Origin of the sequence: Pseudomonas sp. NC02, assembly GCF_002874965.1 — a bacterium.
In the GTDB taxonomy this organism is placed as follows: domain Bacteria; phylum Pseudomonadota; class Gammaproteobacteria; order Pseudomonadales; family Pseudomonadaceae; genus Aquipseudomonas.
In genome coordinates this window covers 5,634,357-5,650,087 of record NZ_CP025624.1, presented here as the reverse complement: position 1 = coordinate 5,650,087, position 15,731 = coordinate 5,634,357, and the positions used below count along the sequence as shown (strand labels likewise).

10 protein-coding genes are annotated in these 15,731 nt (G+C 62.6%); 8 read left to right on the top strand and 2 right to left on the bottom strand.

From position 1 onward, the window contains the following. The first annotated feature begins 42 nt into the window (after positions 1–42). From C0058_RS26540 to C0058_RS26505, 8 genes are read left to right on the top strand one after another with little or no spacing between them, the layout of a single operon-like run. Positions 43–603 (top strand): fimbrial protein, encoded by a 561-nt coding sequence (locus C0058_RS26540; protein WP_023659209.1) that lies wholly within the window; start codon positions 43–45, stop codon positions 601–603. Between the two features lie 16 nt (positions 604–619). Further along, on the top strand, positions 620–3,232 hold the full coding sequence (locus C0058_RS26535; RefSeq protein ID WP_158660304.1) for an outer membrane usher protein: 2,613 nt from the start codon (positions 620–622) through the stop codon (positions 3,230–3,232). After that, positions 3,229–3,981 (top strand): fimbria/pilus periplasmic chaperone, encoded by a 753-nt coding sequence (locus C0058_RS26530; RefSeq protein WP_003216420.1) that lies wholly within the window; start codon positions 3,229–3,231, stop codon positions 3,979–3,981. The genes C0058_RS26535 and C0058_RS26530 overlap by 4 nt, the downstream gene beginning before the upstream one ends. Before the next feature lie 21 nt (positions 3,982–4,002). Beyond that, the gene (locus tag C0058_RS26525) at positions 4,003–4,584 is read left to right on the top strand and encodes a fimbrial protein (protein ID WP_003216422.1); all 582 of its coding nucleotides are present in this window, start codon (positions 4,003–4,005) and stop codon (positions 4,582–4,584) included. 10 nt (positions 4,585–4,594) lie between these two features. Continuing rightward, positions 4,595–5,092: a fimbrial protein gene (locus tag C0058_RS26520; RefSeq protein ID WP_102369848.1), complete on the top strand. Its 498-nt coding sequence runs from the start codon at positions 4,595–4,597 to the stop codon at positions 5,090–5,092. 14 nt (positions 5,093–5,106) lie between these two features. Then, on the top strand, positions 5,107–5,586 hold the full coding sequence (locus tag C0058_RS26515; RefSeq protein ID WP_003216426.1) for a fimbrial protein: 480 nt from the start codon (positions 5,107–5,109) through the stop codon (positions 5,584–5,586). Positions 5,587–5,597: 11 nt separating this feature from the next. After that, entirely contained in the window at positions 5,598–6,131 is a 534-nt protein-coding gene (locus C0058_RS26510; RefSeq protein WP_087692798.1) for a fimbrial protein, read from the top strand. Positions 6,132–6,167: 36 nt separating this feature from the next. Next, entirely contained in the window at positions 6,168–7,139 is a 972-nt protein-coding gene (locus C0058_RS26505; RefSeq protein WP_008435561.1) for a fimbrial protein, read from the top strand. Positions 7,140–7,152: 13 nt separating this feature from the next. On the opposite strand, the gene C0058_RS26500 is transcribed toward C0058_RS26505, so the two are convergent. After that, positions 7,153–12,258 (bottom strand): NEL-type E3 ubiquitin ligase domain-containing protein, encoded by a 5,106-nt coding sequence (locus C0058_RS26500; protein WP_102369847.1) that lies wholly within the window; start codon positions 12,256–12,258, stop codon positions 7,153–7,155. 135 nt (positions 12,259–12,393) lie between these two features. Continuing rightward, a complete protein-coding gene (locus tag C0058_RS26495; protein WP_102369846.1) occupies positions 12,394–15,486 on the bottom strand; it encodes a transglycosylase domain-containing protein in 3,093 nt (1,030 codons plus the stop codon). Positions 15,487–15,731 lie beyond the last annotated feature (245 nt).

Sequence of the window (15,731 nt, the reverse complement as noted above, 5' to 3'; positions counted from 1 at the left end):
CCGCCACCACTGGTGGCGGGGGAAAACTGGCGGGAGATCAAGGTGAAAACATTCATAAGTCTCGCTATTGCCTCTTCATTGACGTTGTTCATCAGCCCTTGTGATGCCGCGCAGACGCGTGTGCAAGGCGATGGGCTCGTCACGCTGGGAGGCGAGATCATCGACTCGGCCTGCGGGCTGGAAGCGGTCACTGCCGATCAGACCATCGACATGCCTCCCGAACCCATCGGCCGCCTGTTGCGAGAGGGCGCGGGGCAAATGCAGCCGTTCCAGCTACGGCTGGTCAACTGCACCGTGACGCGTCCCGACCCGCTGCGCCCCGGCGAAACGCTGCCGGACTGGGAGCATCTTCGCGTGACGTTCGACGGGCCCAGCGATATGGGCGGGCGCACCTTTGCGGCCTTTGGGGCCTCGCAGGGGGTTGCTTTCCATATTGAGGACGCCGCTGGCCAGGTGAGTGTGCCGGGAGTGCCGATGGCGCTGCTGCCGGTGGTTGATGGCGACATGACACTTCATTACAGGCTCCGCCTGGTGGGCAACGGAGTGCCGCTGTTGGCAGGGGCTCACCGCGCGGCAGTGCGGTTCAAGTTGGAATACTTTTGAAGATTGAGTTGCGTGTATGTTGAATACGTCGAAAGTCATGAATACGCTGCGCCCCAGCCTCTTTGGCGGGTTGATATCACTGGCTGGAACTGCAATGGGCGCCGGGGATATTGAGTTTAATACCGACGTTCTTGATCTGATTGATCGCTCCAATATTGACCTGTCTCAGTTTGCACGCAGTGGGTTTATCTTGCCTGGCACCTACTCGATGGTGGTCCAGCTCAATACCCAACCTATATCTGAACAATCGGTGGCGTTCTTTGCCCCCGATGATGATCCCAAAGGCAGTGTGCCCTGTTTATCGCGCGAGCTTGTCGAGCAACTGGGCCTCAAGGCGTCCGGTGCTGACCAGCTGAAGTGGTGGAAGGGCGGGCAGTGCCTGGATGTCACGGGCTTGCCCGGCATGGAAGTCAGTGCCGACCTGGGCACGTCCACCCTGGACATCAACCTTCCCCAGGCCTACCTGGAATACAGCGCCATCAACTGGGACCCGCCGTCACGTTGGGACGAGGGGGTGCCGGGGCTGCTGGTCGACTACAACATGACGGCGCAGTCCAGCTACCGCAAAGGTGACGGTACGCGCAATGACCTCAGCGGTAACGGCACACTCGGGGCCAATGCCGGGGCCTGGCGCCTGCGGGCGGATTGGCAAGGGCGTGTCGAGAAAGACCGCGAGGCGCAGGCCAGCCGGCAAAAACTGGAGTGGAGTCGCTATTACGCATATCGCGCCATTCCTGCGCTGAAGGCACGCCTGGTGTTGGGCGAGGACTACCTGTATTCGGACCTGTTCGACAGCTTCCGCTTTACCGGTGCCGGGCTCAAGTCAGACGAAAGCCAGCTGCCGCCCAACCTGCGGGGCTATGCACCGGAAGTGGTCGGGGTGGCCAAGACCAATGCAAAGGTTGTCATCAGCCAGCAGGGGCGTGTGCTCTATGAAACGCTGGTGGCGGCAGGCCCTTTTCGGATCCAGGACCTTAACGACGCCGTGTCCGGCACGCTGGATGTGCGGGTCGAGGAGCAGGACGGTTCGGTACAGAAATTCCAGCTCGATACGGCCGGCGTTCCCTACCTGACGCGTCCCGGGCAGGTCCGTTACAAGCTGTCTGCCGGGCGACCGTCCAACCTGCAGTACCACTCCCACGGTGACTTTTTCGGCACCGGCGAATTTTCCTGGGGAATCAGCAATGGTTGGTCGCTGCTGGGCGGTGCGATAACGGATAACAACTACCGTGCGCTGTCGGTGGGGGCGGGGCGGGATTTGCTGGCGTTCGGGGCCGTTTCCCTGGACGTCACCCAGTCTCGCGCCAGCCTGTGGAACCAGACACTTTCGGGCAAATCCTACCGCCTTCAATATTCCAAGAACTTTGAAGAGTACGACAGCCAGGTCACCTTCGCCGGTTACCGGTTCTCCGAGAAGAACTACTTGAGCATGAGCCAATACCTGGATGCTCGGCACTATGGGCTGAACGGTGAATTGGGTGGGCGCGGCGTGTTCGATGAAGACGGTAACTTCATTGAACACTGGAAACCCATTGGCGGTAACAAGGCGCTGTATACGGTCACGGTGAACAAACAGTTCCGCGATCTGAACACCACGGTGTATGCCAGCTACAACAAACAAACCTATTGGAACCGGCCGGACACCCAGCGCTGGAACCTGTCGGCGTCTCGTTACTTCAACGTGGGCTCTGTCAGGAACATGAGCCTGTCGCTGAATTTATATCGCACCCATGAATACCAATATAAGGACAACGGAGCAGCGCTGACGGTCAGCCTGCCGTTGGGCCCCACCGGCACCCTGTCGATGGATGCCAACAGGGCCGGCGGCAAAAACAGCTTTACCACACGCTACGCCGATCGCCTGGATGAACGTAACAGCTACCAGGTCAGTGCCAGCGACACCTCGGCCAGCGGCTACCTGAGCCATATTGGTGACCAGGCCGACATCGACCTCAGCGCCACGACGCAACAAGGCAATAACCGCACCCTCAGCGCATCCGTGCGTGGCGGCGGCACGCTCACGCCTTACGGCGGGGCGCTGCATCGAACCACCAGTACCGGCGGAACCCGGCTGCTGGTCGATACCGCCGGTGTGCCCGATGTGCCCGTGCGGGGCTACGGCACGCCGACCCGCAGCAACGCGTTCGGCAAGGCGGTCATCTCCGACATCACCAGCTACCAGCGTACGGCGGCCAGTGTTGACCTGGAGAAATTGCCCAGCGATGTCGAGGCCACTCAATCCGTGACGCAACTGACCCTCACCGAAGGGGCCATTGGCTACCGATCCCTGGAAGTGATTTCCGGCCAGAAAGCCATGGCGGTTCTTCGCCTGCCGGATGGCAGCGCACCGCCCTTCGGCGCCACGGTGAAAAACCGCAAGAAGCAGGACACCGGGGTGGTGAATGACGGCGGGGATGTCTACCTGAGCGGCATTCAGGCCGGCGAGCAGATGATCGTCAGTTGGGGCGGCACCGAGCGCTGCGTCCTGACGCTGCCCGTCGAGTTGCCAACGGATGCGTTCACCGATGCCCTGCAACTGCGCTGCCAGAGGGTAGCCGTCGATCAAGCCTCACCCGAGCCAGCCACCCTGACCGGCCAGCGAAACACTATGGAGAACCCATCCTCATGAAACACAGCACACGTTTTACCTATGCACTGCTGCTGGCGGTCTTGAGCCAGAGCGCCAACGCCGCTGTCGGCCTGGACCGTACCCGCGTGATTTTCGACGGTGGCAAAGACGCAACCAGCGTCAACATCACCAACAACAACCCCCAGTTGCCGTACCTGGCCCAGGGCTGGATCGAGGATGAAGAGGGCAACAAGATCACCTCGCCGTTGATCGTGCTGCCACCGGTCCAACGCCTGGAGCCCGGCAAGCAGAGCCAGGTAAAGGTCCAGGCGTTGCCGGCCGCCAAATCGCTGCCCCAGGATCGGGAGACGGTCTACTACTTCAACCTGCGGGAAATTCCGCCGCGCAGCGACAAGCCCAACACCCTGCAAATCGCCCTGCAAACCCGGATCAAATTGTTTTACCGGCCGCAGGCAATTACCCCCACCCAGCAGGACCTGTCCAACCCATGGCAGGAAAAGCTGACCCTTACCCGGCAAGGCGATCACTACCAGGTGAATAACCCCACGCCTTACTACGTGACCCTGGTGGATGCGCGCAGCAGCAAGGACGGCAAGACCATACCGGGCTTCGAGCCGGTGATGGTCCCGCCCAAAGGCACGCAGGCCCTGGGGCCGACTGCCAAGGAGCTCGGCACCACCCCCTATTTGTCCTACGTGAATGATTACGGTGGCCGTCCGCTGCTGGCGTTCACCTGCAGTGGCGAGACATGCAAGGTGAACACGCAACTGTCTGTGGCCAATCAGTAGTGCCTGCTGCCGGAGAACGTCATGAAGTTGCACACAGTGAAGGTCTTGGGCGGTCTGTTGCTGGCCCTGATGGGGCCGGCGCACGCCGCGGATGACGAGGATGTGGAGGGCATGGTCGGGATGCTCAACATTCTCGGGTCCATGCATGAAACCCCCTGCAGCCTGGAGATGGCATCCCTGCACCAGACGATCGACCTGGGCCCGGTATCGGCCAGCCAGTTGCAACGGCCGGGTGACCAGGCGACCTCCGTGGCCTTTCAACTGCTGTTCGAGGATTGTCGGCGCACCGCCGGCCGCATCGCCAGTGAGCGCACGGGGAACCTGACATGGAGTGCTTATCAACCGGTGCTCTCGGTAGCGTTCATCGCACCAGCCGATGCCGACGATTCACGGCTGGTCAAGGTGCAAGGCATCACCGGGATGGGCCTGCGCCTGACCGATTCCCAGGGGCGCGATGTACAGCTGGGTTCAAGGGGGGAGCCATTGTTCTTGCCCTTGGGCCGCAACACGCAGACCTGGAACGTCCAGCCCACGCGCACCCCGGCACCCCTGACCAGCGGTGCATTCCGGGCCGTGGTGGATTTCAGGCTCAATTATGAGTAAGGGCAGAACAATGACCAGGTTAACCGGCCCGTGGGCCATTTTTATCGGTGCGGGACTGCTGTGGGCGGTCAGCCAGGGCGTGCAGGCCGATACCAACCTGACGATCCGCGCGGTGATCATCGCGCCGCCGCCATGCGTGATCAACAGCGGCGGCACGCTGAATGTGCCGTTCGGCAATGACCTGCTGACGTCACGGATTGATGGCGTGAATTATCGACGGGACGTGCCGTATACCGTCACCTGCAGTCCTCCCGTTTACAGCAACGCGATGACCCTGGAACTCAAGGGCGCGGCAGCCGGGTTTGATAACAAAGTGCTCTCGACCCCCAAGACCGACCTGGGGGTCAAGCTCTTCGCCAATGGGGCGGACTGGCCGCTGAATACGCCGCTCAGGTTTACCCATCCGACCTTTCCGGTCGTGCAGGCGGTGCCGGTCAAGCGCGCAGGCAGCACGCTGACGGGCGGGGCATTTGCGACCGCCGCCACCCTCGTGATCGAGTACCAATAATGAGGAAACGATCAATGAAATGTTGGCCACAGCGAACGTTGCTCGGCTTGTGTTGCTTCGGCTTTTTCAGTGCTGCGTCGGCCAACCTGACGTTCAACGGAACGCTGAACGAGCCGCCGCCCTGCACGATTGATTCGGGCAGCACGATTGAAGTCGATTTCGGGGATGTCGGCACCAAGCGTGTCGATGGCGTGAAATATCGCAGGGCCGTCGGCTACACCATCCGCTGCGGCGCCTCCACGCTGCCGTGGCTGTTGAAGTTGAGCGTCAAGGGCGCAGAGACAAGCTTTGATAACGCGGCCCTGCAGACCACTGCGCCTGACTTGGGCATTCGGCTGTACCAGAACAACGCGCCGTTTCGCCTCAACACGCCGCTGGACATCAGCCTGGCGGCACCGCCGACCTTGGAAGTGGTGCCGGTCAAACGGCCGGGTTCGGTCCTGAAGGCCCAAGGGTTCACGGCGGTGGCCACGCTGTTGGCTGAATACCAGTAGGAGTTGAGTGTATGCGACACGCAATGATTCATAAGGGCCTGGTCCTGCTGCTGACCTTCGGCCTGGCGGCCACGGCGCAGGCGGTGGACAACCTGAGGTTCAAGGGCAACCTGGTGGAACAGGCCTGCACCATCCGCCCGGGCGATGAAGCCATCACCCTGGAGCTGTGGGACCTGACCAGCAAGCACCTCTACATCAACACACGCTCAGTGGGCAAACGTTTCACCCTGCACCTGGATGACTGCAATACCACCATCAGCGACTCGGTGACCATCCTGTTCAACGGTGCGGAAAACCGCGCGCTGCCCGGTTTGTTTGCGCTGGACGGTGGCAGCGGTGCCTCTGGTATCGGGCTGGGTTTGGAGACACTGAGCGACAAGCCGGTGCCGGTGAACAAGGTCGGCGACGAACAGAAATTGAGCCCCGGCAACAACGTCATCCTGCTCAAGGCCTATGTGCAGGGTGAGCCGGATGCCCTGCGGGACAAGACCATCGGGCACGGCAGCTACCGTGTGACTTCGACGTTTACGCTGGATTATCCGTAACGCTAAACCGTTATGCATGGGATGAAAGAGAACAACATGAAACGACTATTTGGAGCCGTTGTGCTGCTTGCTTTGGCTGGCGTCACGACGACCGTGAAAGCGGCTGATTGCCGGGTCAATGGCGGCAATTGGCAACGGGTGAGCATTGGCGGGACGTTGAACCTGCAGGTTCCGGTGAATGTGCGGCTGGAGGTGAATGAGCCGCGCATTCTCCTGTCCGGGGTGAGGATCGAATGCCGGTTTGAACCGGACAGCTATACCCCGGATGGACGGCAGGACTACTGGGCCACCGGGACGAGGATCGGCCCGGCCTGGTCGCCTGGTCCGAAGTTCGTCAGCCAGACGACCGGCTTGCGTATCAATGGCAGTTATTGGAACACGCCTATCCAGGCGGGTATCAGGATCGCGACCATGCCTAACAATACGTCTCCGATCCCGATCGATGTCATCCCTTATATATTGATCCGCAACAACCCGACCAACCCGATCGACATTCGAATAGGTGACACTCTGGGCGTGTTACGTCTCGACCAGACCAACAACTACGATTCCTTTTCCACGAGCCTGCAGCTTACGTACATCGCCAACAACGACTTCACCATCTCCCCGTCGTCGTGCACGATCAACAATAACCAACCGATCGAAATCAACTTCGGCAACGTGCACCAGAGGGCGATAGGCACCGACCCCGTATCAACCACCGTTCGTACCGATCGCACGCTCACCTACCGGTGCCCGGACCCGGGGATTACCACGCCGATCACCATTACCTACAAAGGCACGCCGTCCTCGTTCAACGCCAATGCGCTGGTGATGAGCAATCCGAACGTGGGCACGGCCCTTGTCCGTCAGGGGACTGCGGTTCGAGTCAATGGCTCGTTCCTGACCCGTATCACCAACAGTTCCGGGAGCGACGTTGTAACGTTCGCCCTGGTCAAGCAGGCGGGGTCCCTGCCTGTCGAGGGGCCGTTGAACGGCAGCGGCGTACTGGTAATGGGGGTGCCATGACACACCCATACGGTCAGACCTGGCGCGTGACGCGGTTACGTTGTTGGCTGTGGCGTTCCAAAGCCTGGTGGGTCAACTCGCGCATCCATTGTTTTTCGCGGTAGCCCAGTTCGTTGAGCAGCAGGTTGTAGCTGTCGTCCGTCATGGGTTGCCCGGTCAGCACCTGCGGGTGCGGTACACCCAGGGCGTCGGCGAGGCCGATCAGCGTGAGCCTCAACGCTTCCTTCTGCTCGGCGGGTAAGCCGTTGGCCTGGGCCAGCCTGGCCTGGGCTTCCTGCAGTTCATCAAGGCGTGCGCATTGTTCGTCGAAATGCCGGGCATTGGCCTCAAGGGTGTTCGGGTGGTGGTCGTGCAGGTACTGTTCCCAATAGGGCTCCAGCAACATCTGGTTGACCAGGCCATCGCCTTCGCCCAGCTCCAGCACCGTGCTGTAGGCCTGTTCGATCTGCGTGGGTTTTACGTCGCCGGTGTCGCGGTACAGCATGTGTTCCGACAGCCAGGGCAGGTCGAGGCGCTTGGCCAGGGAGGTCTGGTAGCTCAGGTAGACCTCCACGTCGTCCACGTTACCCATCACGCCCTCCCGTCGTTGCGAACGCAGCCATTGGCCGAGGCCGCCTTCGGCTTCGGGTTTGAGCCGATGGGCAATGTCCTCGCTGGCGATGCGGTTCAATTGCTTGAGCCGTGCATTGCCCTTTGCCAGCGTCACCAGTTTGCCCTCGCGCTCGCTGGCCGAGGCGGAGTAACGCTGGGCTTCGCTGACCAGCACTTCGATGCCCAGGTCATTGAAAATCTGTGCACTGCCGTCGGCGCACAGGCCGGGAAAACTGGCCATCTTGAACAGCTTTTCACGCAGCGCCGTATCGTTGTGGGCCGCCTCCAGCAAACGCCAGACGCGCTCGCGCAACGTTTCAAGATTGTCCCAATAGGTGTCCATGTCCTGGGGCCGCTGGAAGAAGTCGGGCGCTTCAAGGGCCTTGATCACCTCGAACAAACCCTGGGAGCCGTGCTCGCGCTCCACCGCTTGCCACAGCTCCTGGCGCCTGCCCAGTAACGGCGGCCTGACCCGTTCCAGCCACGGGCCGCTCTCTCCACGGGGTTCATAGCTGCGGTTGGGGTCCAGTCCGGCGGCTTCGCGGTACTGCTCGTACAGCAGGCGCTGGTCGTTGAGCAGGGTGTTGCGGTCCAGGCGGGTATGGGCGACGGTCCGGGCCTCGGCGCTATCGGCCATGAGCGCTGGCACATGATCAATCCGGGTTTGGCTCAGGTCCAGCAGGAAACCCTCCTCCCGTGGGTGGGCAAACAGCCCGGTGGGCCATTGGGTGATGGGGGTGCGGCTCAGGAACAGGCGGCGCAGGTGCGGCATTTTCGAGATGTTCGGTGGCTGCGTCAGCGGGTTGCGGTACAGGTTCAGGTTGCGCAGGTGCTTGAGGTTTTTCAGGCGCGCAACGTCGCCGTTGAGCAGCGTGATCTGGTTTTCCCCCAGGTTGAGGTCGCGCAGGTAGCGCATGTTGGCGATGGGCTCGGGCAGCCGCGTCAGTTCGTTCGCACTGACGTCCAGCTCCCGCAGGGACGGGAATGCCTGCAGAAAGGGCCACTGGCTGTCGTTGAACATGCAGTTGGCCAGCTTCAGTTGGGTGACGTGCTCGAAACCATTGCCCAGCAGCGGCAGGCTGCCGGGCAGGTCGAGGGCGCTGAGGTCCAGGCTCGCGCCGCTCTGCACCTGGCCCAAGTCGTCGCGGTGCTCGGCGAGGCGGTCTTCCCAGCAGCGATAGAGTTTGTGCGCAATGATATTTTTACGCAGTTTTTCCTCCCGGGCCATGCGGCTGTTTTTGGGATGGGGGCCGGGCAGGCGCTTCCATTGCTCCAGCTCCCGGTACAGGTTGTGCCGCTGCAGGACCAGGCGATTGAGGACATCGTTGTTCAGCCCCGGGCCGATCTCATTGAGGAACCGCTGCAGGCGTTCCTCCTCCAGGGTCGGGAACAGACTGGCCAGCACCTCCCGGGCGCGGGCCTGGCCCAGGTGCTCCTGGGCGCGGCGCAACCCGCCGAGGGCCGCGCCGCCGAGCAGGGTGGTGGTCTGCACATCTGCCGTACTGCGCAGCGGTGGCTCGGCCAGCACTCGGCGCCGTTCGGCCAGGGGTTCGAGGGTTTCCATCAGCCAATGCTTGAGCCCGGCGCCCTGGCCGGGCCGGTAGCCCAGTTCACGTTGCTGCGCTTCGGACAGCGCGCGCAACAGGCATTCATACAGGGTATCCGGCCCATGCAGGCGCTGGCCCTGCTGATCGAACAGTTCGTAGCCCATGTCGTTCTGGCGCACCAGCACCCGGCGCCGGCGGGCATCGGCCGGCCCGGCTTCACAACGCAGCGTACCGCTGACCAGGCGATCGCGGATTTGCAGGTGCAGGTCGCCAAAGCCATCGCTGTAGCGCTTGAGGGTATTGAGCACCAGGCGCTCGGTACCTTCGGTGATCGCCCAGGGCGGGAAGAACCCCGCGTAGGCCTGGACACTGTGCTGGGCGAAGCTCAGTTCCCTGGCCTGATTGAGCAGGCGCAGCGGTACGTGGTGGTCCAGGGTTTGCCGTTCGGCCGGGGTTGTGCCGGCCAGCAGGGTGTCGGCCAGCGGCCGGTCCAGCGGGCTGACCTGTTCGCGCAAACGGCGTCCATGGGGATCGGCGCTGACCTGGCGGGCTTGATGGATGTAGTCGGCGATGTCACCGGTCTGGCGCGCCACCGAGTCCGCCAGTTGATCGCGCAAGGTTTGCACGCGCAGTGCTTGCAGCACGTCGCCGCCCAGCAGGTGCCTGATCGACGGCTCATCGAGAAACTCCAGCACCCGCGCCGGCAACTCGCCGGACATCACCTCGGCCAAGCTCAATTGCAGCGTGTCGGCCGGCGATGCCTGCGGGTTGGCGTACTTGTGGGAGTCACCGCTCTTGTCCGAGCGCACGAACACTTCCAATGCCTTGGTTTGGGGCCAGCCCGGCAGCTCGGTGATGGTCTGCTCGAACCAGGCGGACGTCGCATCCAGCGGCAGCGGTGCGCCGGCGCGAATGGTGTGCACGGTCTGTGTGGCAGCGCGCTGGGCTTCATAGCGATTGAGGGTCGCTTCCAGCAGCGGCGGGGTCGGCCGGTTTTGCATGTAAAGGTTGCGCAGCACACCGTCGTCGGCACCGCTGATGCGTTGCATCTGCTGCAGTTGCTGGTTGCTGAAGGGCGCCGTGCGCGGCCCCAGGCGGCGCATCAGCGTGGCGCTGTCCCAGGTGCGCGGTTGCTCGGCTTCATGTACGAAGGCGCCGTCGCCGTTGAACCGCACCAGGGGTTGATAGGCGTTGGCGCGCTCCGGGTGAGCGATACGCGTGTCGCCGGTTTCAGGGTCTGCCTGCACTTCGAAGTGAGCACCTTGCAGCGCGAGGATCTGCTTGCCCCGATGGGTGTGCAGGCCGTCGACAATGGGCGGCTGGTCGAGGTGTTTCACAGCATAGGGCGCAATATCCGGGTGCCACAGGCGCGTGCTGCCGTCGGGCCGCACCACCGGGCGCAAGCCTTCGACGAAGGGGCTGAGCTTGAGCCGTGCGACATGGCCCAACTGGCTGGCAGCACCGAACAAGGCAAACTGGATCACGCTGTCGGCCACCGCGACCACTTGCTCCGCCGCCTCGGCACCGCGCCCCTGAGCCCAATCGACAATCCCCTCGAACACCTCGTCGGTGATCTGGTACAGGCTGTAGGCGAGCATCGCTTCACCCAGCAGCGGCACGAAGGGCGTCAGCACCAGCAGCGCCGCATTGAAGATATCCCCGAGGATTTTTTCCAGGTTGTCCCACCAGGCCCAGCGCGCGTGGCGGTCGGCGGTGGCGGTGGGCACGGCGATGTCCAGGGCATCGTTGACGATCTTGTTCAACTTGAGGCGGTACTGGTAATTCCACAGGTCATTTTCGGCGGCGAGCGTTGAGCGATTGATGTGATCGTCACCGATAGCCTGCACGCTGAATTGCAGGTTTGGCTGGGTGGTCGGGGTGTCGCGCCAGCTGGGACGCGGGTCGGTGTGGGCGGTTTGATGCCAGCGCACACGGCTCAAGCGTGTATTGAGCCCGGCAAAGAATTCACCGCGCCTGGCGTGGTCGATGAACTGGCTGAAGAAGGTCTGGTAGCGCTGGCTGTCCCGCAGTTTTTCCGTGAGGTGGCTGAGGAAGGCCGCAGGCGAAGGGTATTGCTTCAGAGGGTGTTCGGGGTCTGCGGGGATGTACACCAGCACCTTGCCGACGGGTCGGGTGGGCTGCGGGACAAACAGCAACAGGATGCCGGTCAATGCCGTGTTCATCAGGCTCAGGGTATGGCATCCAAGCGCCTGACCGTCCAGCAGCGCGACGCGGCCGGCGATCAGGTCGAGCACGGCGCCGTGGGCATCGGCGTCGATGTCCCGGTTGATCAAGGCCAGGTGCGCCGCCGTACCCAGGGCAGTCTTCTGAGTGGCAATCATCTGCAGGCGCACGGCCCGGGTCACCGCCGGGTCATAGAACCCCAGGGCCTGGCGCAGGCTTTTCTGGTAGCGGGCGCCCAGGTCCAGGGTGCGGCAGATGTGCTTGAACTGTTCAGCGGTCAATAACGCGCCGGTGATGGAGTGGCGCAAGGTCAGTGTATCCCGCTGCCCGCGTGGGTCTTCGGCGGACAGGAAGGCGTAGTCGACGAAGGTGTCCGAGGCGGCAAAGTTGGCCAGCGCGACGTCCAGCAGCGACAGGGTTTTGCTTTGCTCCCCACGATTGAAATCGTGCACCCACCAGGCAACTTTGGCGCTGGCATACAGCCGCAGGCAGGTGGTTCTGACGTCAATCTCGCCATAGGCCTTCAAGGCATTTTTCAGCAGCGGTTCGGCGAAGGCGTACACGTCGGTCAATGCCTGGAATCGCTGGTCCATCGCAGCCTGCTGCTGCCAGTGTGCGGCGATCGCGGGCTTGAGCGCTTGATGCTGGCTGGCGCTGGCATGGGGATAGTGGCGGATGCCTTGGTGGGCGACGTCGTTGAGTGCGCACAGGCGGAGTGGCGAGGTGGTTTTCAGCCAGTGCGGCAGGGCGTTTTCGATAAACGCGTGGTGCAGGGACTGGTCGGGTATGTCGGCCATGGGGGCAACCTGTAGAGCTCAAAAAGAAGGCTTGAGTCTATGCACCGGCACGGCTGCGGATAAGTTTGAATAGTGGGTGGAAACCGCGGCGGATCCCTCAGTAATCCGCAAGTGAAAAGCGCAGGGATAGGCCCATCAGCGCACGCTGCATAAGCTGTTGTTGCCCGGTTGCAGATAGGGCGTAAGAATCGGCGCCATGCCCTTGAGTACCTGTACCGGCAACGCCGAAGTGAACTTGAAACCCTGGGCCGAAGCGCCGGGGACGAAGGCGGTCAACGTGCCGAAATGATGCTCGCCGATGTAGAACACGAAGGTCGCCGTGCGGTTGATCGCCTTGGAGCTGAGAATCCGCCCGCCGGCGCCGATGGCTTCGATCCGGTTGTCGCCGGTACCGGTCTTGCCACCCATGGCCAAAGGCGTACCGTCCGCCAGTTTGAAACTGCCGGACACGCGCCGTGCAGTGCCCGCGTCCACCACCTGGGACAGCGCCCCCTTGAGTGCCGTGGCCACCTCGGAAGGCATCACGCGCTTGCCGCGATTGGGGTCGTTGACCAAGCGGGTTTCGTACGGGGTGTCGGCGGCAAAGCGCAGGCTGTCGATACGCAGGGTGGGCTGGCGCACGCCATCGTTGAGGATGATCCCCACCAGTTCCGCCAGGGCCGCCGGGCGGTCGCCGGAGCTGCCGATGGCCGTGGCAAGCGACGGCACCAGATGGTCGAAGGGGTAGCCGACTTTTTGCCAGCGCTGGTGAATATCGAGGAACGCTTCGATCTCCAGCATGGTGCGGATGCGGCTGTCGCGGGCACTCTTGTGGCGGCTCTTGAACAGCCAGCTGTAAACCTCCTGGCGCTCGTGTTCACTGGCGGCGGTGGCCTGGGTGAAGGTGGCGTCGGGGTTGTTCAGCAGGTAGCCCATCAGCCACAGATCCAGCGGGTGAACCTTGGCGATATAGCCTTGGTCAGGCAGGTCGTAGGCGCCGGGGCCGTAATTCTGGTAGAGCTTTTCGAGGCGCTCGTCGGTGAGTTTTTCAGGGCTTTTGACGCTGCTCAAGTGCGAGCGGACGAAGCTGTTGAAACTCGCCTGGCTGGCGTTGGGCAGCAGGTAGCGGTGTACGGCGGCCAGGCGGATGGCGGTGGGGTGCATGCCATCGAGGAAAGTATCGAGGCGCGCCTGGGTATCTTTGTTGCGGTACTTTTTCCAGAACTTGAGCAGGAACGTAGTGCCCTCGCGGTCGGCAAACTGGGCCAGGTATTCCTGGCGGCGCGGGTCGTTGTCGTCCTTGAGCAACTCGGCGCTGTTGTTCGGGCCCTGGTAGGTGGTGTAGCGCACCAGGTCGCGCATCAAGCGAATGAACGGCAGGTTGATGGACTCGCGCAGGGCCTCGATCAAGGTGGGATTGCGGCCGTTGTCCTGGCTGCGGAAGTTGTGGAAGTGGTGCATGCCGCCGCCGGTGAAAAAGCCTTCGCCGGTGTTGGCCGAGTATTGGCGATTGAGGGCGGCGTCGAGCATGGCCGGCAGGTTGCGGTCGCTGTTCTGGATCAGGTAATCGAGGGCCCAGCGGGTGATGCGGTCCTGGTCGTCCACCGGAATCTTGCGCAACTGGGCAGCCGGCATCGCGCCGTATTTGTCGTGCAGCTCGCTGACGATTTGCAGGTAGGTGGTCATCACCCGCAGCTTGGCGGTTGAACCCAGTTCCAGCTTGCTGCCTTCGTTGATGTCGAATGGCTGGTCGGTGCTGTCGGTTTGCACGCGCACGCGGGCACCGTCGGGTGTCATCTCGTAGAGGTTGAAACTGTAGCGAACCTGAGCGGTGCTGGCGGGCGTCAGCAGCGTGGGCCCGAGCAGGCCGATCTGCGCGGCGAAAGTGGGGTCGGCGAGTTGCTTGAGGTACGTGCTGGCCTGGCTTTGCAGGTCGGCTTGCAAGGTGCTCGTGGCAGAGAGATCGAGTCGGTCGAGGTCGTACAGCGGCTGGTTGAGCAGGGCGGCCAGGCGAGTGCGGGCGACGCTGATGCCCTTGTTGGTTTCGATTGGCTGGATCGTCGGTTGTTGCTGCCAGTCACGGTAGGTGACTTTGCTGGCGAGGGCTGCGCTGGCCAGCGCCGGGTCGATCACGTTGTTTTGTGCGAGCAGGCGGATGTGGCTGTCGGTGAGGTCCGCCAGTTCCTTGTGGCCCTTGGACAGATAGTGAGACGGGCGACGCTGGGCGATCATCAGCGACAGCACCTCGCGCAACGCCAGACCCTTTTGCGACAGCTGTTTGGGGTCGGTGCCGATGAGCAGCGCGTTTGTCTGGTTGAAGTCGGCGCCGTACCACACGCGCAAGCCTTCGGCCATGCCGTGCACTTCGCCATGGCCGGGTACCGCCGACAGGGGCACGCTGTTGAGGTAGTCGCGCACGATGTCCTGGCGAGCGGCAAGGGTTTGCGGGCCGTCCTGATACGCGCGCACGCTGGCAGAAATCATCTGGCGGATTTTCTCGCCGCCGGACAGGGTCAGGCCGTCGGGCGAGTGGCGGTATTTTTCCAGCTGCGTGGCCAGGGTACTGCCGCCTGCCGTCTGGCCGGGCAGGTGCAAGAGCTTCGCCACCTGGGACCAGGCGGCCTTGGCAAAGCGCGGCCAATCCACGGCCGGGTTGAGTTGCGGGTTTTTCGGGTCCAGCAGGTCGCGGTCTTCGATAAACAGCAGGCTGCTGACCACCACCGGCGGGATCGCCGCAAAGCTTGGGTAGAACTGTTGTGGATACGTGAACTGATACAGCGGCGCGGCGCGGCAATCGGTGATGGTCAGGCCGGCCTGGATCTTTTCCGGGTAGGGCACGAACAGGCCGCGCTGGGCGTAGGCCATCAGGTCGGGGGAGAAGCGCGCTTGAGCCTGGATCAGGTAGTCACGCTTGATCAAGCGCGGCAGGAACTCGCCGAGGGCGCTGTAGCCCAGGCGCTTGTCAAAGGGCCCGGCGCCAGGGTAAACCCGCGCATCGCTGGGGCCCGAATGCATTTGGTAGGTGAGGGTTGAGGCAATGTCGGAGAAGGTCTTGGCCTGCAACCTTGAAGTGCGCATTTCCCGCAGGGCGGCAAAGCCCAGGGCGATCAGCGCAATCAGCAGCACCAGCCAGAACAGCCGCCACCACAACCGTCGGCGGGGAGGAGGGCTTTGTGGCAACGGCTGTTCATCCGGGCTATCGGTGGATACCGCAGCCTTGGTCGAAGCGTTTTGCCATAAAGCGCCCATAGTCGATTGATCCATTTACGTAGATTGATCGGACTTGGTTGAAGCTTAGACGGTGGTGGGCGAGTGGGGGGGATTTGTGAGTGTGATGCTGTTTGTGGCGAGGGGGCTTGTCCCCCGTTGGGCTGCGCAGCAGCCCCAAAACCTGCCATGAAGATCTTCCTGAAGAAATGCGGTGTGTTTACTGGGGCTGCTGCGCAGCCCAACGGGGGGCAAGCCCCCTCGCCACAGACAAGCCCTCTCCACAC